This window comes from Sporichthyaceae bacterium (assembly GCA_036493475.1).
In the GTDB taxonomy this organism is placed as follows: domain Bacteria; phylum Actinomycetota; class Actinomycetes; order Sporichthyales; family Sporichthyaceae; genus DASQPJ01.
The window spans coordinates 1-19,967 of the sequence record DASXPS010000070.1; the positions used below are offsets into that span (position 1 = coordinate 1).

The 19,967-nt window shown below is 68.6% G+C and carries 16 protein-coding genes; 11 read left to right on the plus strand and 5 right to left on the minus strand.

Annotated elements, in window-relative coordinates:
- The 10 genes from VGJ14_07655 to VGJ14_07700 form a co-directional block, all read left to right on the plus strand.
- Nucleotides 1-241 (plus strand): hypothetical protein (locus VGJ14_07655; GenBank protein ID HEY2832280.1); only part of this gene is annotated, 241 nt, incomplete at its 5' end.
- Between the two features lie 229 nt (nucleotides 242-470).
- Nucleotides 471-1,736, plus strand: coding sequence for an adenosylmethionine--8-amino-7-oxononanoate transaminase (locus VGJ14_07660; protein ID HEY2832281.1), 1,266 nt, complete (start codon nucleotides 471-473; stop codon nucleotides 1,734-1,736).
- A gap of 116 nt (nucleotides 1,737-1,852) precedes the next feature.
- Nucleotides 1,853-3,775, plus strand: a complete 1,923-nt coding sequence (locus tag VGJ14_07665) for a 2-oxoacid:acceptor oxidoreductase subunit alpha (protein HEY2832282.1) — start codon at nucleotides 1,853-1,855, stop codon at nucleotides 3,773-3,775.
- Nucleotides 3,775-4,854, plus strand: coding sequence for a 2-oxoacid:ferredoxin oxidoreductase subunit beta (locus VGJ14_07670; GenBank protein HEY2832283.1), 1,080 nt, complete (start codon nucleotides 3,775-3,777; stop codon nucleotides 4,852-4,854). The genes VGJ14_07665 and VGJ14_07670 overlap by 1 nt, the downstream gene beginning before the upstream one ends.
- Nucleotides 4,855-5,098: 244 nt before the next feature.
- Nucleotides 5,099-6,133: a hypothetical protein gene (locus tag VGJ14_07675; GenBank protein ID HEY2832284.1), complete on the plus strand. Its 1,035-nt coding sequence runs from the start codon at nucleotides 5,099-5,101 to the stop codon at nucleotides 6,131-6,133.
- 240 nt (nucleotides 6,134-6,373) lie between these two features.
- Nucleotides 6,374-7,921 (plus strand): alpha/beta hydrolase, encoded by a 1,548-nt coding sequence (locus VGJ14_07680; GenBank protein HEY2832285.1) that lies wholly within the window; start codon nucleotides 6,374-6,376, stop codon nucleotides 7,919-7,921.
- 106 nt (nucleotides 7,922-8,027) lie between these two features.
- A complete protein-coding gene (locus VGJ14_07685; GenBank protein HEY2832286.1) occupies nucleotides 8,028-9,686 on the plus strand; it encodes an alpha/beta hydrolase in 1,659 nt (552 codons plus the stop codon).
- A complete protein-coding gene (locus VGJ14_07690; GenBank protein HEY2832287.1) occupies nucleotides 9,683-11,383 on the plus strand; it encodes an alpha/beta hydrolase in 1,701 nt (566 codons plus the stop codon). The genes VGJ14_07685 and VGJ14_07690 overlap by 4 nt, the downstream gene beginning before the upstream one ends.
- Before the next feature lie 3 nt (nucleotides 11,384-11,386).
- Nucleotides 11,387-11,671 (plus strand): hypothetical protein, encoded by a 285-nt coding sequence (locus VGJ14_07695; protein ID HEY2832288.1) that lies wholly within the window; start codon nucleotides 11,387-11,389, stop codon nucleotides 11,669-11,671.
- Nucleotides 11,672-11,676: 5 nt separating this feature from the next.
- On the plus strand, nucleotides 11,677-12,837 hold the full coding sequence (locus VGJ14_07700) for a MalY/PatB family protein (protein HEY2832289.1): 1,161 nt from the start codon (nucleotides 11,677-11,679) through the stop codon (nucleotides 12,835-12,837).
- Nucleotides 12,838-12,949: 112 nt separating this feature from the next.
- Here the strand turns inward: VGJ14_07700 and VGJ14_07705 are convergent, their stop codons facing one another.
- Nucleotides 12,950-13,609, minus strand: coding sequence for a hypothetical protein (locus VGJ14_07705; GenBank protein ID HEY2832290.1), 660 nt, complete (start codon nucleotides 13,607-13,609; stop codon nucleotides 12,950-12,952).
- Between the two features lie 121 nt (nucleotides 13,610-13,730).
- Here VGJ14_07705 and VGJ14_07710 point away from each other — a divergent pair, with 121 nt between their 5' ends.
- Complete coding sequence (locus VGJ14_07710) at nucleotides 13,731-13,892, plus strand: hypothetical protein (protein HEY2832291.1); 162 nt, start codon at nucleotides 13,731-13,733, stop codon at nucleotides 13,890-13,892.
- Between the two features lie 13 nt (nucleotides 13,893-13,905).
- On the opposite strand, the gene VGJ14_07715 is transcribed toward VGJ14_07710, so the two are convergent.
- The 4 genes from VGJ14_07715 to nuoL are packed head-to-tail and all read right to left on the minus strand — an operon-like array spanning nucleotide 13,906 to nucleotide 19,964.
- Nucleotides 13,906-14,910, minus strand: coding sequence for a polyprenyl synthetase family protein (locus tag VGJ14_07715; GenBank protein HEY2832292.1), 1,005 nt, complete (start codon nucleotides 14,908-14,910; stop codon nucleotides 13,906-13,908).
- 22 nt (nucleotides 14,911-14,932) lie between these two features.
- Nucleotides 14,933-16,501, minus strand: a complete 1,569-nt coding sequence (gene nuoN, locus VGJ14_07720) for an NADH-quinone oxidoreductase subunit NuoN (GenBank protein ID HEY2832293.1) — start codon at nucleotides 16,499-16,501, stop codon at nucleotides 14,933-14,935.
- A complete protein-coding gene (locus VGJ14_07725) occupies nucleotides 16,498-18,054 on the minus strand; it encodes an NADH-quinone oxidoreductase subunit M (GenBank protein HEY2832294.1) in 1,557 nt (518 codons plus the stop codon). The genes nuoN and VGJ14_07725 overlap by 4 nt, the downstream gene beginning before the upstream one ends.
- Nucleotides 18,055-18,062: 8 nt before the next feature.
- On the minus strand, nucleotides 18,063-19,964 hold the full coding sequence (gene nuoL / locus VGJ14_07730) for an NADH-quinone oxidoreductase subunit L (GenBank protein ID HEY2832295.1): 1,902 nt from the start codon (nucleotides 19,962-19,964) through the stop codon (nucleotides 18,063-18,065).
- Between the last annotated feature and the right edge of the window lie 3 nt (nucleotides 19,965-19,967).

Here is a 19,967-nt window from a genome sequence, read left to right on the forward strand (position 1 = left end):
TCCGGCAGCGCCCGCCGCTCCGGCCCCGGCCCAGTCCAGCAGCCCGGATCCGATGACCGGATCGATTGCGGGCGGTTCGGGCCCGGACGGGCAGGACGGCGCAGCAGGCAGCGCGATGTCGTCCGGCTCGAGCATCCCGAACGGCGAACAGTCCGGCGCCGCGGCCCCCGCCGCGAACAACGGTGACTCCGGGGCCGACTCCGGCAGCGCGCTCAACCCGGCCGGCGGTTCGCCGCAGTAAGCGATCGGCCGGATTCCGGCCCGACCTCACGGACTCCGGGTGGCATTGCCACCCGGAGTCCGTCCATGTGCGGGCTTGCAATGAACACCGGATTAAGCTGCCGATATGAGCCCGGCCCGGGACAACGCCATCATCACCTACACCAAGGGCGCCGCTACGACGGCCAAGCCCACGGCCACGTCCAAGACCAAGGCCTGAGCTGGCCACCGCAGGGGACGACCTCGCGCGGCTGCGCGAGCTCGACCGACGTCTGCTGTGGCATCCGTACGACTCGATGACCGCACCGGGCCCGGTGCAGCCCGTGCTGTCCGCCTCGGGCGCGCGGCTGCAGCTGGCCGACGGCCGGGAGGTCGTCGATGCCATGTCCTCGTGGTGGGCGGCCATCCACGGCTACCGCCACCCGGTGCTCGACGCCGCGGTGCGCGACCAACTCGACCGCGTGGCGCACGTGATGTTCGGTGGGCTGACCCATCCCAGCGCGGTCGGCCTGGCGCAGCGGCTGGTGGCCATTACCCCGGAGGAATTGCAGCACGTGTTCCTCACCGACTCCGGGTCGGTCTCGGTCGAGGTCGCCATCAAGATGGCCATCCAGTACTGGCGGGCTACCGGTCGGCCGCGGCACCGCCTGCTCACGGTGCGCGGCGGCTACCACGGCGACACCTTCGCCACCATGGCCGTCTGCGACCCGGTCGGCGGCATGCACCACCTGTTCTCCGGCGCACTGCCCGAGCACCTGTTCGCCCCGCGGCCGCCGGACGGCTTCGACGCCGGGCTGGATGACGCCTGGTTCGCCGCGGTGCAGGCGTTGCTGGCGGAGCACCGCGACGAGGTGGCCGCAGTGATCGTGGAGCCGGTGGTGCAGGGCGCGGGCGGCATGCGCTTCCACTCCCCGGCCTGTGTGCGGGCGCTGCGCGAGCTGTGCGATGCCGCCGGGGTGTTGCTGATCCTCGACGAAATCGCCACCGGCTTCGGCCGCACCGGCGCGCTGTTCGCCTGCGAGCACGCCGGGATCAGCCCGGACATCCTGTGCGTGGGCAAGGCGATGACCGGCGGCTACCTGTCCATGGCCGCCACCCTGTGCACCCCCGAGGTCGCCGCTCGGGTCAGCGCGCCGGAGGCCGGCGGCGCCCTGATGCACGGACCCACCTATATGGCGAACCCGCTGGCCGCGGCGGTGGCCTGCGCAAGCATCGACCTATTACTGGGTCAGGACTGGGCCGGCCGGGTCGCGCAGATCAGCGTGGCCCTGGCCGCGGGGCTGGCCCCGGCCCGGGACCTGCCCGGCGTGGCCGACGTCCGGGTACTCGGCGCGATCGGTGTGATCGAGACCACACGGCCGGTCGATGTGCGGGCCGCAACCGCGGCCGCGCTGGAACGCGGGGTGTGGATCCGACCGTTCCGCAACCTGATCTACACGATGCCGCCCTACATCTGCACGCAGACCGAACTGGAGGTCATTGCCACTGCGCTGGTGGCTGCGGCCGGCACCGCCTGAAACACATCCGCCCCGCCGATCGATGAACCCTGTACAGAGGTAACCTGAGAATTCGCAAAGGGGCGGGCAGGATTGCGTCCGCCCGACCGCGCCACCGGCCTCGGAGACACAGCACCGTGAATAAGCAGGTCCAACAACTCGATCGGGTCATCATTCGCTTCGCCGGCGACTCCGGCGACGGTATGCAGCTCACCGGTGACCGGTTCACCGCGGAAACGGCGAGCTTCGGCAACGACCTCTCGACGCTGCCGAACTTCCCCGCCGAGATCCGCGCCCCGGCCGGGACGCTGCCCGGCGTCTCGAGCTTCCAGCTGCACTTCGCCGACCACGACATCATGACGCCGGGCGACGCCCCGAACGTCTTGGTGGCGATGAACCCGGCAGCGCTGAAGGCGAACATGGCCGACCTGCCCCGCGGGGCCACGATCATCGCCGACTCCGACGAGTTCACCAACCGCAACCTGACCAAGGTCGGCTACAAGAACAACCCCTTGGAGGACCACTCCCTCGAGGGCTACCACGTGCACGCCCTCTCGCTGACCACCCTGACCGTCGAGGCGCTCAAGGACAGCGGGCTGACCCGCAAGGACGCCGAGCGGGCGAAGAACATGTTCGCCCTCGGCCTGCTGTCCTGGATGTACGGGCGGCCGTCGGAGGGCACCGAGAAGTTCCTCGCGGTGAAGTTCGCCCGCAAGCCGGACATCCGCGACGCCAACATCGCGGCATTCCGGGCCGGTTGGAACTACGGCGAGACCACCGAGGACTTCGCGGTCTCCTACGAGGTCAAACCCGCCAGGATGCCACCGGGCATGTACCGCAACATCACCGGCAATCTCGCCCTGTCCTACGGCCTGATCGCCGGAGCGCAGTTGGCCAAGTTGCCGCTGTTCATGGGCGCGTACCCGATCACCCCGGCCAGCGACATCCTGCACGAGCTGTCCCGACACAAGGGCATGGGCGTGCGCACCTTCCAGGCCGAGGACGAGATCGCCGCAATCGGCGCGGCGCTGGGTGCCGCGTTCGGTGGGGCGCTGGGGGTCACCGCCAGCTCCGGGCCGGGCATCGTGCTCAAGCAAGAGGCAATCGGGCTGGGCGTCAGCCTCGAGCTGCCGATGGTCATCGTCAACGTGCAGCGTGCCGGACCGGCCACCGGGTTGCCCACCAAGACCGAGCAGGCCGACCTGTTGATGACCATGTACGGGCGCAACGGCGAGGCGCCGGTGGCCATCGTCGCCGCGCAGTCCCCCGCGGACTGCTTCGACGCCGCGGTGGAAGCGATTCGCCTCGCGACCAAGTACCGCACCCCGGTTTTCCTGCTCTCCGACGGGTATTTGGCCAACGGCGCCGAGCCGTGGCAAATCCCGGACGTGGACGACCTGCCCGATCTCACCGTGACGTTCGCAACCGAGACCAACCACGAGACCGAGGACGGTGCCCGCACGTTCTGGCCGTACAAGCGGGACCCGCAGACGTTGGCCCGCCCGTGGGCGATTCCCGGCACGCCCGGCCTGGAGCACCGCATCGGCGGCATCGAGAAGGCCGATGGGCACGGCAACATCTCCTACGACCCGCTCAACCACGACCTGATGGTCCGCACCCGCCAGGCGAAGATCGACAACATCGCCTACGACATCCCGCCGCTGACCGTGGACGACCCGTCCGGGCAGGCCAACGTGCTGGTGCTGGGCTGGGGGTCGACCTACGGCCCGATCGGCGCGGCCTGCCGGCGGGTGCGCCAGGCCGGCGGCAACGTGGCCAGCGCGCACCTGCGGCATCTGCACCCGTTCCCGGCGAACATCGCCGAGGTGCTGCGCAACTACGACCGGGTCATCGTCCCGGAGATGAACCTGGGCCAGCTCAGCCTGCTGCTGCGCGCGAAATATCTGGTGGACGTGGTCGGGTTCAACAAGGTGCGTGGCCTGCCGTTCAGCGTCGGCGAGCTCACCGACGCCATCAACGACATGATCAACATGCTGGCCGAGGCCCAACGGGTCGAGCGCAGCAAGCGCCGCAAACCGCTAACACCTGGAGCCAACTGATGCCCCCGCGCGACAGTGCCAAAGCCGGCCCGCCGCCCGGCCTGGCCTACAAGAGCCTGGAACTGGTGCCCAAGACCGACCGGTCGCAGAGCGCCAAGGACTTCAAGTCCGACCAGGAGGTGCGCTGGTGCCCCGGCTGCGGGGACTACGCGATTCTGGCCGCGGTGCAGGGATTCCTGCCGGAGCTGGGTCTGCGCCGGGAGAACGTCGTGTTCATCTCGGGTATCGGCTGCTCCTCGCGGTTCCCCTACTACCTGAACACCTACGGCATGCACTCCATCCACGGGCGTGCGCCGGCCATCGCCACCGGGTTGTGCACCACGCGTCCGGATCTGTCGGTGTGGGTGGTCACCGGTGACGGCGACGCGCTGAGCATCGGCGGCAACCATCTGATCCACGCGCTGCGCCGCAACGTCAACCTGAAGATCCTGCTGTTCAACAACCGGATCTACGGTCTGACGAAGGGTCAGTACTCCCCGACGTCGGAGTTGGGCAAGGTCACCAAGTCCACCCCGCTCGGCTCGCTGGACAACCCGTTCAACCCGGTCTCGCTGGCGCTGGGCGCGGAGGCCACGTTCGTGGCCCGCACTCTCGACTCCGACCGCAAGCACCTCACCTCGGTGCTGCGCGCGGCCGCCGAACACTCCGGCACCGCGCTGGTGGAGATCTACCAGAACTGCAACATCTTCAACGACGGCGCCTTCGAGCCGCTGAAGGACCAGGCCACCGCGGACCACCACCTGATCCGCCTGGAGCACGGCGCACCGATCCGGTTCGGCGCCAACGGCGAACGAGGAGTGTTCCGCGGCCCGAACGCCTCGCTGCAGGTTCTCGAGGTCACCGAGGACAACGCCGGTGAGGTGTTGGTGTTCGACGCGCACGCCGACGACCCGGGGTTGGCCTTCCGGTTGTCCCGGCTGACCGACCTGACCCTGGACAAGACACCGATCGGGGTGTTCCGCGACGTCACCCGACCGACCTACGACGCCAGCATGACGGCTCAGTTGCGCAGTGCCGCGGCCAAACCGTCGGACCTGCAACGATTGCTGCGCGGAACGGACACCTGGACCATCAACTAAGTCCTTCGCCCGGACAGCTGCGGATCAACTGCACCCTTGATGGGACGTAAGGCTGATTCATTTTTGACGAAGGAACGGTTTCCGCCCGGCTCCGGAACCTGTGGCGCACCCGGGTCCATCTGACCGGTTGCGCGTTGCCGTGCTGCCCGCCCACCGGGCCCACGCCGCAGCGGGTGCCGGCGACACAGGCTCGTCGGCAGTTTGGCGCATGGGGCGCCTTACAGCAGACGGAGTGGTGTCAGTGATGGTGAAGCCGGGCATCGGTTGGGCGGCGGGCGTGATCAGCGGCGCGCTGCTCGTGGGCGGTATCACCACCGCCGCGGTCAAGGTGAATGGTTCGGACGCGGGCTGCGGCAACGGTTCCTCGGCCGCCGCATGCGCCGCTGCCGGTAACGGCAAGGCCGGCGCCGCGGTCACGTACGACAACGCCGCCGCGATCGGCACCCTGAACAAGAGCCTGGGCACTACGCACACGGCCTTGAACACCTCCACCGGCAAGGCCTCCGACGCGCTCGGCGCGGCCGGCGCCCTGCTGAACAACGTGCCCGGCCTGTCGGGCACCCCGGTGGCCGGTGTGCAGTCCACGCTGACCTCGCAGGTCAGCGGCGCGCTGCAGACCGCCAACGACCTGCTGGCCTCGGTGCAAGGCATCCTCAACGGCGGCAACCTGTCCGCCGACGCGCTGACCACCCAGGTCAACTCCGTGAAGACCAAGCTGGCCGGCACGAAGACGACCGTGGACGGCGCGTTCACCACCGCCCGCAACACCGTCAAGCTGGCCAAGGCGCAGGCCGACGCGACCGGCATCAAGGCGCTGGACACCTTCGACAGCACGCTGCTCACCGTCCAGGGGCAGTACGACAGCGCGTTCAACACCGCGATGCGCCAGGTCAACAGCGCGCTGAGCGCCGCGCTGAGCGCGATCAACGCCGTGGTGAACGCTGGCAAGGGCGCGGTCTCCAACCCGACCGGCACCGTGTCCAACCCGACCGGCGCCGTCAACGGCGTCACCGGCGCGGTCACTGGTGTGGTCGGCGGGGCCACCGGCGTCGTCAGCGGTGTCACCGGCGCGGTGTCCGGCACCGTGAGCGGCGTGACCGGCTCCGCCGGCAAGGTGACCGGGAGCACCGGCGGCCTGGTGCCCAGCACCGGCGGCCTGCCCATCGACCCGGCCAACCCGGTCGGTGCGGTCACCGGAGCGGTCAGCGGTGTCACCGGCGCGGTCAACGGCCTGACCAGCGGCCTGCTCGGCAACACCCTGGGTGGCTCCGGTCACTGAACTCAAGCCGGTGTGGGGAGCGGGACCGTGTCCCCCCGCTCCCCCCACCACCCCTCTCAGACGGCTGAGGGAAGGCGGGGGATTCTCCCGCTTGCCCCCAGCCGTCTGAGCGTTTTCACCATCGTCCGCCAAGACTTGTCCAGTTACGAGGTCCGCGGCGCCCGCACCCGTTGACGGCGTCCGGGGTTGCGTCAGACGCTGGCCGGGGCCAGAAAACCGGACGAAGCGGGACAAACGCCGATGCGATCGCTGACTTCCGCGGTCTGGATCTGGCTGTCCGGGCTGTCCATGCTGGTCGCGACCATGTCCGGGGCGATGCTGCCCGCGAACTCCCTGCTGGCCGCGAGCGAGTTGCCCAACACGTTCACGGTGGGTCCGTCCATCGCGTGGGGCAACTGCGTCGACGCCGGCCTGCACAAGGCGCACGCCCAGTGCGGGTCCCTGTCCGTCCCGCTGGACTACGCCCACCCGAGCGGGCAGCACATCACCATCGCGGTTTCCCGCATCCGCGCCACCGCCCCGGTCGCGAAGCGACAGGGCCCGCTGCTGATCAATCCCGGCGGCCCGGGCGACTCCGGCCTGACCCAGCCCGCGTACCTGGCGAGCGCGCTGCCCAAGGACGTCGCCGCCGCTTACGACCTGATCGGCTTCGACCCCCGCGGGGTGGGTCGCTCCCGACCCGCACTGGTGTGCAGCAGGGGCTACCAGAGCGGTGTCCGACCGCGGTACACCCCGCGCTCGGCGCAGGACCCCACGGTGCAAACCTGGCTGAAGCGGTCCGCGGATTTCGCCCGCGCGTGTGCGAAGAATCAACCGGCGCTGCTTCCGCACCTGACCACGGTGGACGCGGCCAAGGACCTGGACCAGTTGCGTCAGGCGCTGGGCGCGCGCCGGATCAACTACTACGGCTTTTCCTACGGCACCTATCTGGGCCAGGTCTACGCGACGCTGTTCCCCACCCACACCCGACGGCTGGTGCTGGACGGCGTGGTGGACCCCAGCGGAGTCTGGTACGGCGCCGAACATGCCCAGGACGTGGCCTTCCAGACCGCAATCGAGCACTTCTTCGGTTGGGTAGCCGCGCACGACAAGGTGCTGCACCTGGGCGCCACCCAGAAGGCGGTGCAGGCCCGTAACGTCCGGGAGCAGCACGCGCTGGACCGCAAGCCGGTCGGCGTGATCGGCGGCGACGAGTGGAACGACGTGTTCCTGGACGCCGGATACTTCCAGTCCGACTGGCCGGACATCGCCGCCGCCTGGCGGGACTGGGACGCGGGCAAACGCGCCCCGTTCCTCGGCCGGTACCGCGACAACCTGGAGGACCAGGACAACGACTACGCGATGTACCTCGGGGTGCAGTGCGTCGACGCCCCGTGGCCGCGGGACTTCGCGACCTGGCAGCGCGACGCGCAACGTCTATCCGCGCACGCAGGGTTCGAGACCTGGCCGAACGTCTGGTACGACGCACCCTGCCTGACCTGGCCGGTGCCCGCCGGGCGTCCATTGTCGATCAACGGGCTGCTCACCCCCGAGGTGCTGCTGGTCAATTCCACGCTGGACGGCGCCACGCCATACCCCGGTGCCCTGGCCGTGCGCCGGTCGTTCCCGCACGCGGCGCTGGTCGCGCAGGTCGGCTCGGTCAGTCACGCGGACAGCCTCAACGGCAACTCTTGCGTGGACGCCGCGGTCATCAGCTACCTGCGCACCGGCAAACTGCCGCCGCGCAAGCCCGGCAACGGACCCGACGTCTCCTGCAAGCGCTCCCCGCTGCCCACCCCAAAGCCCTGATAATCCACAGACCGGGTCAGGTCGACCACCGAAGGCCACATCCGGCGATACATTGACGAAATCTGCCGATCGGTAACAGTGCCCGGGGGTTAGTGGAGTGAAGGCAATGCTCTCGCGCGCGACCGCACTGACGGGTGCGGCCGCCCTGGCTCTGGCGGGGCTGACCGCCGCGGGCGGCCCGGCCCGCGCGGCGGGGCCCGCTGCGCTGCTGCAGTCCTCGATCTCCTGGGGGCCCTGCCAGGACGCGACGCTGATCCAGGCCGGCGCGCAGTGCGGAACTCTCGACGTGCCGATCGACTGGACCAACCCGGCGGCCGGCGTCGAGCACCTGGCGCTGTCCAAGGTCGCGGCAACGCACGACCGGCAGGGCGTCATGCTGGCCAACCCGGGTGGGCCGGGAGCCTCCGGGCTGGAGTTGCCCGCCTACCTGCCGGGGGCCGTCCCGCGGGACATCGGGCACACCTACGACTGGATCGGCTTTGACCCGCGCGGGGTCGGGGCCAGCACGCCCGCGGTTTCCTGCGACCCGAACTACCTTGACGGCCCGCGACCGGCCTACAAGCCGACCAGCGAGTCGCAGGAGTCACCGAACGAGAAGACCTGGATCACCAGGACCAAGAACTACACCAAGACCTGCTTGGCGAAGAACGGCGCGCTACTCGCGCACATGCACACCGCCGACACCATCCGGGACATGGACGCAATCCGCATCGCGCTCGGTGAGCAGAAGCTGAACTACTACGGGTTCTCCTACGGAACCTTCCTCGGCCAGGCCTACGCCACGCTGCATCCGGCCAACGTCGGACGCATGGTGCTGGACGGCAATGTCCCGCCGGACTACCCCGGCTACGGTGACGGCGGCCGCGCCCAGATGACGGCTTTCCAGAACGTGATCGGCAAGTTCTTCGGCTGGATCGCCGCGCATGACACCGTCTACCACTTGGGCAGCACGGGGACCGAAGTGAACGCCGCCTATGACGCGATCGAGGCGAAGTTGACCGCGTCACCGGTGGGCCAGATCGGTCCGGCGGAGTGGGACGACGTGTTCCTGGTGGCCGGTTACGCCGAGTCGCGCTGGCCCGGCCTGGCCGCTGCGATGGCCGATTGGGGCAACGGCAACCACGAACTCATCGAGTCGTTGTACGCGCAGACCGACAGCCCGGGCGACGACAACTCCTTCGCCGCGTTCAACGCGACCTTCTGCACCGACGGCCCGTTCCCCACCGACTACCGCAAGGTGCGCTCGGATGCCTTCTCCATCGCCCGGGTCGCCCCGGTGCCGTCCTGGGGTGGGTTCTGGTTCTCCGCGCCGTGCACCTGGTGGCCGGTGAAACCCGCTGCCCCGTTGCAGATCGACGGCCGGATGCTCACCGTGCTGGGCACCCCGATCCTGTTGATCAACGCCACCGAGGACGGGGCCACGCCGTTCGCCGGTGCCCTGGCCGTGCGCCGGGAATTCCCCACCTCGGCGTTGGTCGCCGAGGTGGGCGCGACCACGCACGCCGGGTCGCTGCAGGGCAACGGTTGCGTGGACAATCACATCGCCGATTACCTGGAGAACGGCACGCTGCCCGGCCGGGTGCACGGCGACAAGGCGGACGCGACCTGTGCGCGCAAACCGTTGCCGGAACCCTCGGTGTTCAATCGTGCAGTGCCTGCCGAGACCGCTGTGGCGCTGCCGCCGCTGGCCGACGGCGCGCCACTGATCGGGGTGGACTTCGTGGGTGTCCGCCGCTTTGAGCTGACCTGGAGGACGCAATCGTGAAGCTCGGCAATCGAGTCGTGGCCCTGAGTTCGGCAGCAGCGTTGAGCCTTGCCGGGCTCGGGCTCGCCACGCTCGGCCCGGGCGGCGTGGCCGGTGCCGCCACCGCACCCGCCCCCAAGATCTCCTGGAGCACCTGCAGCCAGTCCTCGCTGTCCGCCACCGGTGCCGAGTGCGGGTTCCTGTCCGTGCCGCTGGACTGGGACAAGCCGACCGGGCAGAAGATCGAGCTCGCGGTGTCCCGGATGAAGGCCACGGTGCCCGCGACCGCGCGCCAGGGCGTCATGCTGGTCAACCCGGGCGGCCCCGGCGGGTCCGGGCTGGGCCTGTCCACACTGCGCGACGTGATCAAGAACGACGCCGGGAAGAGCTACGACTGGATCGGCTTCGACCCGCGCGGGGTGGGTGCCAGCAAGCCCGCGATCTCCTGCGATCCGACGATCACCAAGGGCCCGCGGCCGGACTACGTCCCGGACACGCACACCGCGAAGCTGTCCAAGACGGAAACCGTCTGGCTGGAGCGCTCGAAGAAGTACGCGGCCACCTGCGGCAAGAAGTACCCGGACCTGCTTGCGCACATGAAGACCACCGACACCGTGCGCGACATGGACTACCTCCGCCAGGCGCTGGGTGAGAAGCAGATCAACTACTACGGCTTCTCTTACGGCACCTACCTCGGTGAGGTCTACGCAACGATGTTCCCCACGCACGTCGACCACATGGTGCTCGACGGCAACGTGGACCCGCGCGGTGTCTGGTACACCTCGCAACTCGCCCAGGACCGCGCCTTCCAGGGCGTGGCCGACCACTTCTTCGGCTGGGTGGCCAAGCACCACGACACCTACAACGTGGGTACCACCACCGCGGCGGTGCAGGCCAACTACAACAAGGTGCTCAAGGCGTTGGAGGCCAAGCCCAAGGGCACCATCGGCGCCGATGAGTGGACCGACGCCTTCGTGCACGGCATGTACGCGGAGTTCCTGTGGCCGGACACCGCCGACGCGCTGGCCTCCTACATCAACGACAAGGGTGACATCGGCGCCGCGCGGGTGGCCTACAACAACTCCCTCGATGCCGACGACAACGGCTTCGCCGTGTACAACGCGGTGAACTGCACGGACGCCGCGTGGCCCGGCTCGTACGAGAAGACCTGGCGGCCGGATGCGTTCTCCACCGCGGCCAAGGCGCCGTTCATGACGTGGAGCAACGTCTGGTACAACACCTCCTGCCTGTACTGGCCGGCCAAGCCGGGCATCCCGGTCACCGTGGACGGCACGGTCCTGGCCAAGGAGAAGTCCTCCCCCGGCGTGTTGCTGGTCAACGCCACGTTGGACGGGGCCACCCCGTACACCGACGCGCTGCATGTGCGCGCGCTGTTCCCCAGCGCCCGGCTGATCGCCGAGCAGGGCGCCACCAGCCACGCAAATTCCCTCGGTGGCAACCCGTGCATCGAGGACCGCATCGCGGACTACCTGGCCAACGGCGCGCTGCCCGCGCGCAAGGCCGGCGACGGTCCGGACGTGAAGTGCAACCGGATCCCGATGCCGCAGCCGGGCTTCACCAAGTACGGGGCCAGCGCGAACCCCGATCCGCTGGGCAATACGCCTCCGGACCCGAACCGCAAGGACAAGCCGGCGCCGCCGGCCACCGATCGCAACGTGGTGGACTCAATCGTCGGCCTGCTGCCCTCGCGTCGGTAAGCCATGCGGGGGCGCCTCTTTCTCGCGCTCGTCGCAGTGCTGGTGCTCTGTGTGCTGTTCTCCCGGGGCGACCGCCGCCGCGGGCATTACCTGGCCGGAAAGGCTCGGCGGTTGCGGCGGGCTTTCCTCATCGCCACCGCGATCTCCGTGTTGATCGACGCGGTAGCCATCGCCAGCGGCGGCGTGTCCGGTGCCCGCGATGTCTGCATCTTGCTGGCGACCACCGCGGTTCCCTTCACCTACCTGTACTGGCGCTTCGGCGGTTCCTTCAAGTTCAGGCGAGAATGATCGACGTGGGGGATGCCTACGGTTTCGACGATCTCGACCTTTCCGCACTGCACCGCCGGCACAGCATGAAGTGGCGGGCCTACCCGCCGGACGTGCTGCCCGCCTGGGTGGCCGAGATGGACTTCGACATCGCGCCGCCGATCGCCGCGGCGGTGCGCGACTCGCTGGCCCGCGGCGGGGACTTCGGCTACGCCGTCGACCTGGTGGCCCCGGAACTGTCCGAGGCCTTCAGCGGATTCGCCGCGCGCCGCTGGGGCTGGCACGTCGAGCCGGACCGCGTCGTACTGCTGCGCGATGTGATGCGCGGCGTCGAGTTGTGGATCGAAAGGTTCACCGCGCCCGGCGACGGCGTGGTGATCACCTCGCCGGTCTACTACCCGTTCCTGGAGGGCACCCGAGCGGTACACCGGGAGGTGATCGAGGTACCGATGGTGCGCGGCGGCGAACGCTGGGAGTTGGACCTCGACGGGTTGGACGCCGCGTTCCGTCGGCACAAGCTGTTCCTGCTCTGCAACCCGCACAACCCGGTGGGCCGTGCGTATACCGAGTCAGAACTGCGTGCCCTCGGTGAACTGATTGTCCGTCACAACGTGCGGGTGGTCTCCGACGAGATCCACGCGCCGTTGGTGTTCGCCCCGCACCGGCACATCCCGTTCGCCGCGCTGTCCGAGCAGATCGCGGCGCGCACGCTGACCCTGCACTCGGCCACCAAGGCCTGGAGCCTGGCCGGACTGCACGCCGCGGTCGCGGTCTGCGGCAACGCCGAGGACGACGCCTGGCTGCGCGGGCTGAGCTATCGGCACCGCGGCGCGGCGAGCATTCTGGGCATCGACGCCGCGGTGGCCGCGTTCTCCGCCGGCGAGGGGTGGCTGGACGCGTTGCTGATCCATTTGACCGCGGCGCGCGACCACCTCGCGGAGGAGTTGCGCACCCGGCTGCCGGGGATCGAGTGGTTCCTGCCGGAGGCCACCTACCTGGCCTGGTTGGACGCCAGGGGGCTGAGCCTGGGCCCGAACCCGCAGCAGGTGTTCCTGACCCGGGGTCGGGTGGCGCTCAACGAGGGCGCCACGTTCGGGCAGACCGGGGACGGCTTCGTGCGACTGAATTTCGGCACGTCGCGGGCGGTGATCAGCCGGGTGATCGACAGGATGGTGGCGAGTCTGTGAGCGAACCGCTCGTGCTCAACCCGCTCACCCCGGCTTCATCGACGATCCGTACCCGCACTACACCGAGCTGATCCGAGAGCCCGCCTTCCGCCGCCCCCCGCCGATCGTCGGGTCAGGACTGCGGCAGCTTCAACGTGATGCGAGCGGTGCCGATCGGGAAGTTCTCCTTGAGCGCGTCCGTCTTGTAGGTCTGGTCCAGCAGTTTCGCGGCCCCGTCGGTGAGGCCGACCTTGGTGCCGTATAGCACCGCGGTGCCGGCCGACTTGTCCACCTTCAGCGGCTCCAAAGTGGCGCCGTTGAGGATGAACAACGGGGTGTCGTGTACCACCGACTTGCCGTTGGCCGACACGTCGCCGTAGAGCAGCGACTGTCCGGCGTCGACCACGAAATCGGTCAGCTCGACCGTGGTCTTGCCGTCGGAGAGGCTGATCCCGCTGCCGTCGTGGAAGATCGTGCTCTCCACATACGGTTCACGGGTGCCGGGGGTGTAGTAGGTCGCGGCGCCGCCGGTGATCGGAAAGGCAAGGGTGCCGCTCTTCAGCGTGGCCTTACCGAGCACGCCCGGGGTGAGCTTGAGGGACTTCAGACCGTCGAGGAACGACTGGTCGAGGATCACCTCGGTCTTCTCCCCCTGCAGGTTGCTGATGTTGGCCACCGGGCCGGCGGGCACATCGGCCGCGTTGGCGGTGGAATCGCTGCCGCACGCGCTCAGCGAGAGCGCCACGGTCGCGGCCGCCGCACCCGCGGCGAGGACTTTGATGGTTGAACGCATGAGTGTTTCCTCCACATGGTCGAGTACCTGGGATTCGTGCCCCCAAGGGGGCCGGACGCCTGATGGCAGGTACTCACAGCGGTTCGTGTCCCAACCGTGACCGGGCCGATGCGCTGCTCACATGACGTCAGAAATCATCGACGGGCGAATCGAGCGACGTCGTGGCGATGCGCTGCTGGTCTATTTGACCGCGGCGCGCGACCACCTGGCGGAGGAGTTGCGCACCCGTCCGCTCATGGCGTGTGGGGCTATCAACGCCCGCCGATACCCCGACACGCCATGAGAGGTGCGGGGGGTTAGACGCTGCGGTCCACCACGGCGTCGCAGAGGAACTCCAGGATCGCCCGGGCGGGTACGTCGGGCAGGCGCGCCAACACCCGGCGGGCGTCGTCCGCCCACGCCCGCACGTCGGCGCGGGCGGCGTCCATGGCCGGGTGTGCGCGCAGCAGGTCCAGCGCCTCGGCGTGCTTGGCGTCGTCGGTCAGGTCGGCGCGCAGCAGTTCCTGCAGCCGGGCGTCGGCCGGGTCGGTCGACGCCAGCGCGTGCAACACCGGCAACGTCGGCACACCCTCACGCAGGTCGGTGCCCGGCGTCTTGCCGGACTCCGCCGAGGTGCTGGCCACGTCCAGCAGGTCGTCGGAAAGCTGGAAGGCGATGCCGATGCGCTCACCGAACCGGGTCAACTGGTCGACCACCTGCTCCTCGGCGCCGGCCAGCATGGACCCGAACCGGGCGCAGGTGGCGATCAGCGAGCCGGTCTTGTCCGCGACCACCTGCATGTAGTGCTCGAGCGGGTCGTCGGACTCGCCGGGACCCACGGTCTCCCGGATCTGACCGGTACACAGCCGCTCGAAGGTGCGCGCCTGGATGCGCACGCACTCCGGGCCGAGGTCGGCCAGCAGGTCCGAGGCGCGGGCGAACAAGAAGTCCCCGGTGAGGATGGCGATGGAGTTGCCCCACCGCGCGTTGGCGCTCTCGGCACCCCGGCGCACGGTCGCCTCGTCCATCACGTCGTCGTGGTACAGCGTGCCGAGATGGGTCAGCTCGCAGACCACCGCCGCGGCCGGGATGCCCGGTGCCTGCGGGTTGCCGAAGTGCGAGGCCAGCAGCACCAGCAGCGGCCGGAACCGCTTGCCGCCCGCCTCGACGAGGTGTCGCGAGGTCTCGGTGACGAATGGGTAATCGGCCTTCAACGCGTCGATGAGCAGGATCTCGATGGCATCCATGCCCGTTCGCAGGTCCTCGATCAACGCCGGATCGGCAGCTTCGAGTTCGGGGTCCAACCCCAAGCTGCTCTTCACGGCGCGCCCCCGAAGATTCGAATCAGTGGACGAAATAAGCGGCGTTGTTGGCCAGGTCCAGCACCGGTTGTGGCGCGACACCCAGGACAACGGTAACCGCCACGCCCAGGCCGACCGCCACCGTGGTCATCGGAGAGGGCACCACCACCCGGGGGCCGTCGCTCAGCGGGGCGGAGAAGAACATCAACACGATCACCCGGACGTAGAAGAACGCGGCGATCGCGCTGGACAACACTCCGACCACCACCAGCGGGGTGGCGCCGGCCGAGACGGCCGCGGAGAACACCGCGAACTTCCCGGCAAAACCGCTGGTCAGCGGGATTCCGGCGAACGCCAGCAGGAGTAGCGCGAAGGTGCCCGCCACCACCGGCGAACGCCGGCCCAGCCCGGCCCACTGGGACAAGTGGGTGGCCTCGCCGCCCGCGTCGCGCACCAGGCCGACGATGGCAAATGCGGCGATCGTGGCGAAGCCGTAGGTGGCCAGGTAGAACAGCGTGGCCGACAGGCCCTTCTGGTTGGTCGCGGCCACCCCGACCAGGATGAACCCGGCGTGCGCGATCGAGGAGTAGGCCAGCATGCGCTTGACGTCGGTCTGCACGATCGCGACCAGCGCACCGAAGATCATGGTGGCGATGGCGACCGCCCAGATCATCGGGTGCCAGTCCCACTTCGCCCCGCCCAGCGCCACGTAGTAGACGCGCAGCAGCGCACCGAACGCGGAGACCTTGGTGGCCGCGGACATGAAGGCGGTGATCGGGGTGGGCGCACCCTGGTACACGTCCGGGGTCCAGGCGTGGAACGGCACCGCGCCGACCTTGAACAGCAGGCCGACGCCGAGCAGCGCCATGCCGATCAGCAGCAGCGCGTCGTTGTCCGCACTGCCGGAGACCGCGGCGTCGATGTCGGACAGGCGCACCGAGCCCGCGTAGCCATAGAGCATGGCCACGCCGTAGAGGAAGAACGCCGAGGAGAAGGCGCCGAGCAAGAAGTACTTCATCGCCGCCTCCTGGGAGAGCAGGCGGCGGCGGCGGGCCAGCCCGCACAGCAGGTACAGCGGCAGCGAGAGCACCTCGAGCGCGATGAACATCAGCAGCAGGTCGTTGGCCGCGGGGAAGACCAGCATGCCGCCGATGGAGAACATCAGCAGCGGGAAGACCTCGGTCTGTACCCAGCCGGTCGCGTCGGACTGTCGCTCCGCCGCGGAGCCGGGCACGGTGGCGCCCTGCGTGGCGAACGCACCGCCCGGGTCCACCCGCCGCTCGGCCATCAGCAGCACGGCGAGGATGCCGAGCAGCAGGATCGTGCCCTGCAGGAACAGCGTGGTGCCGTCAATCGCGATCGCGCCGACCGCATCGATGCTTGCGTGCCCGTGCAGCGTGCACACCGCGATGAACGCGGCGAGCAGACCGGCCAGGCAGAGAAGCACCTGCAGGAACAGGCGGTTGCGCCGCGGTGCCAGCGCCTCGATCAGCACGCCGACGGTGGCGATTCCGAACACGATCAGGATCGGCGAGAGCTCGTAGTACTCGATGTGCGGCGCCGGGATCATCGGCGGCAGATTGGGATCACGCGTCAGCGGCAGCAGCATCATTTGTTGGCTCCAGCAAGTGCCGCATCGTGCGCCGGCGTGGGATCGGATACGGACACGCCGTGCAACGTCCGGTCCACGGTCGGGTTGATGTAGTCCAGCAACGGCTTCGGGAAGAAGCCGAGCGCCACGATCACCACCATCACCGGGCCGACGACGAGCAGTTCCCACGCGCGTAGGTCCGGGGTGTTCTCCGTCTCCGGCGTCAGCTCGCCGGTCATCGTGCGTTGGTAGTAGATCAGCACGTACAACGCGGCCAGCACCACCGCGGCCACCGACACCAGACCGGCCGCCGGGTAGCGGGTGAACGTGCCGACCAGCACCATGAACTCGCTGATGAACGTCGACATGCCGGGCAACGACAGGTTGGCCAGGCCCGCGAACATCAACGAGCCCGCGAGCAACGGGGCCACCTTCTGGATGCCGCCGTACGCGGAGATCATCCGCGAGCCGCGCCGGGACATCATGAACGAGGCGGCGAAGAACAGCCCCGCGGTGGCGAACGCGTGGTTGACCATGTACAGCGTCGAGCCGCCCTGGCCCTGAGAGGTCATCACAAAGATGCCGAGCACGATGAACCCGAAGTGGGACACCGACATGTAGGCGATCAGCCGCTTCATGTCCGCCTGGCCGATGGCCAGCAGCGCGCCGTAGATGATGCTGATCACCGCGAACACCACGATGGTCGGGGCGAACCAGCGTGATGCCTCCGGGAACAGCGGCAGGCACAGGTGGATCATCCCGAACACCCCGACCTTGTCGAGGATGCCGGACAACAGCACCGCGTTGCTCGGTGTGGCCTCCGCCGCCGCGTCCGGCAGCCAGGTGTGGAACGGCCACAGCGGCGCCTTGATGGCGAAGGCGATGAACAGCGCCATGAACATCCAGCGCGCGGTGTGCAGGCCGAAGTCGTAGCCGATCAGGTTCGGCAGCAGGTAGGCCTTCTCCCCACCCGGTCCGGCGAAGTACAGCCAAATCACGCCGACCAACATGAGCAGGCCGCCGAGCAGGTTGTAGAGCAGGAACTTGACCGCCGCGTACTGCCGTTGCGGGCCGCCGTAGCGCCCGATAAGGTAGTACATCGGGATCAGCATGGCCTCGAACAGCACGTAGAACAGGAACACGTCCAGGGCAGCGAACTGGCCGATGGCCATCGCCTCGAGCACCAGCATCATCGACACGAACAGGCCCGTGCTGCCGCCACCGATGGCCGGCTGCGCGTTCTCCCCGACCTCCAGCTCGGTCCAGGAGCCGAGCATCACGATCGGCATCAGTGCCGCGGTGAGCAGCACCATGACCATGCCGATGCCGTCCACGCCGAGGGCGTAGGAGACACCGAACTGCCGAATCCAGGCGTGGTTCTCCACCAGCTGGTACTGCGGACCCTTGGCGTCGAACTCGATGGCCGCCCCGATCGCGAACCCGAGGGTGATCAGTGTGGTGAGCAGACCGATCTGCTTGGCCCGCACGGACGTGCGCTGCGGCACGAACGCGGCGAGCACCGCGCCGGCCAGCGGGACGGCGGCCGTGACGGTCAGCCAGGGAAAGTTCGACACAGTCTCTCCTAGAGCCTGACCAGCAGGACCGCGATGATCATCACGGCCGCACCACCGAACATGGTCAATGCGTACGAGCGCACGAAGCCGGCCTGCAGCCGGCGGACCCGCCCGGCCGATCCGCCGAGCACCGCGGCCAACCCGTTGACCAGGCCATCCAGACCGCGGTTCTCCCACCAGACCAGGAATCGGGTGGCCCACTGACCGGGCCGCATCACCAACGCCTCGTTGATGGTGTCCTGGTACATGTCCGTGCGCACCGCGGTGACGACCGCCCCGGCCACTGGCGCGGTGCGCGGCACCGGGCGCTGCAGGTACATGACGAACGCGATGGCCAGGCCGACCAGCACCACCGCGAGGGTGCCGGCCAGGCTGGCCCACTGGGGCATGAACCTTTCTTTCTCGGTGTGCCCGACCACCGGTTCCAGCCACTTCACGATCTCGTTGTTGATCAGCAGCAGACCGCCCACGGCGGCACCCACGGCCAGCACCAGAATCGGCCCGGTCATCACGACCGGTGACTCGTGCGGGTGATCGTCCTCGTTCCACCGCTTCTCACCGAAGAACGTCAGGAACATGACCCGGCTCATGTAGAAGGCGGTGACACCCGCGCCGAGCAGCGCACAGACGCCCAGCCCGACGTTGTCGTTGAACGCCGCCTCGATGATCTTGTCCTTGGACCAGAAGCCCGCGAACGGCGGAATTCCGATGATCGCCAAATAGCCGACACCGAAGCAGGCGTAGGTGATCGGCATGTACTTGCGCAGGTGGCCGTAGCGACGCATGTCGGTGTTGTCGTTCATCCCGTGCATCACCGAACCGGCGGAGAGGAACAGGCCGGCCTTGAAGAAGCCGTGGGTGAGCAGGTGGAAGATGGCGAACGCGTAGCCGGCCGGACCCAGCCCGGCGGCCAACACCATGTACCCGATCTGACTCATCGTCGAGGCGGCCAGCGCCTTCTTGATGTCGTCCTTCGCGGTACCGATCAGCGCACCGAGCAACAGGGTGATCGCGCCGACGATGGCCACGGTGAGCCGGGCGTCGTGCGAGAGGTTGTAGATCGGCGCGGAGCGCACGATCAGGTACACGCCCGCGGTCACCATGGTGGCCGCGTGGATCAGCGCGGACACCGGGGTGGGACCGGCCATGGCATCCAGCAGCCAGGCCTGCAGCGGGAACTGCGCGGACTTACCGACCGCACCGAGCAGCAACATCAGCCCGATCGCGGCGAGGATGCCGCGGCTGGAGTGCGGCGCCGCGGCGAACACATCGGAGAAGCCGAACGAGCCGTAGTTACGGAACATCAGGAACATCGCGACCATCAGGCCGATGTCCCCGACCCGGTTCATGATGAACGCCTTCTTGGCCGCGGTGGCGTACTCCGGCACGTGCTGCCAGAACCCGATCAGCAGGTAGGAGGCCAGGCCCACGCCCTCCCAACCGACGAACAGCAGCAGGTAGGAGTTGGCCAACACCAGCAGCAACATCGCGGCCACGAACAGGTTCATGTACGCGAAGAAGCGCCGTCGCCGGGGGTCGTGCGCCAGGTAGCCAACCGAGTACACGTGGATCAGGAAGCCGACGAAGGTGATCAGCAGCACGAAGCAGATGGACAGCTGGTCGACCTGGAAGCCCACGTCGAGGTGCATGCGGCCGGAGTCGATCCAGTTGTAGAAGTGCTGGTTGACCGCGCGGGACTGCGACTCCCGGTCGGTCAGCTTGACGAACTCCAGCAGACCGATCACGAACGAGCCGAACACGCTGGCGCAGCCGAGCAGGTGGGCCCGGGAGTCACCGCGCTTGCCACAGCAGAGCAGGATCGCCGCGCTGAACAGCGGGAAGGCGATCATCAGCCAGGTCGCCGAGAAGATCCCGGTCGCGTTGGTCACCTGCTCACTTGCCAGATTCATCGC

Coding starts and splice junctions, on each gene's coding strand:
- VGJ14_07705 (HEY2832290.1), bottom strand. CDS start 13,609: ATGCGTTCAACCATCAAAGTCCTCGCCGCGGGTGCGGCGGCCGCGACC.
- VGJ14_07680 (HEY2832285.1), top strand. CDS start 6,374: ATGCGATCGCTGACTTCCGCGGTCTGGATCTGGCTGTCCGGGCTGTCC.
- nuoL (HEY2832295.1), bottom strand. CDS start 19,964: ATGAATCTGGCAAGTGAGCAGGTGACCAACGCGACCGGGATCTTCTCG.
- VGJ14_07670 (HEY2832283.1), top strand. CDS start 3,775: ATGCCCCCGCGCGACAGTGCCAAAGCCGGCCCGCCGCCCGGCCTGGCC.
- VGJ14_07675 (HEY2832284.1), top strand. CDS start 5,099: ATGGTGAAGCCGGGCATCGGTTGGGCGGCGGGCGTGATCAGCGGCGCG.
- VGJ14_07685 (HEY2832286.1), top strand. CDS start 8,028: ATGCTCTCGCGCGCGACCGCACTGACGGGTGCGGCCGCCCTGGCTCTG.
- nuoN (HEY2832293.1), bottom strand. CDS start 16,501: ATGATGCTGCTGCCGCTGACGCGTGATCCCAATCTGCCGCCGATGATC.
- VGJ14_07695 (HEY2832288.1), top strand. CDS start 11,387: ATGCGGGGGCGCCTCTTTCTCGCGCTCGTCGCAGTGCTGGTGCTCTGT.
- VGJ14_07710 (HEY2832291.1), top strand. CDS start 13,731: ATGACGTCAGAAATCATCGACGGGCGAATCGAGCGACGTCGTGGCGAT.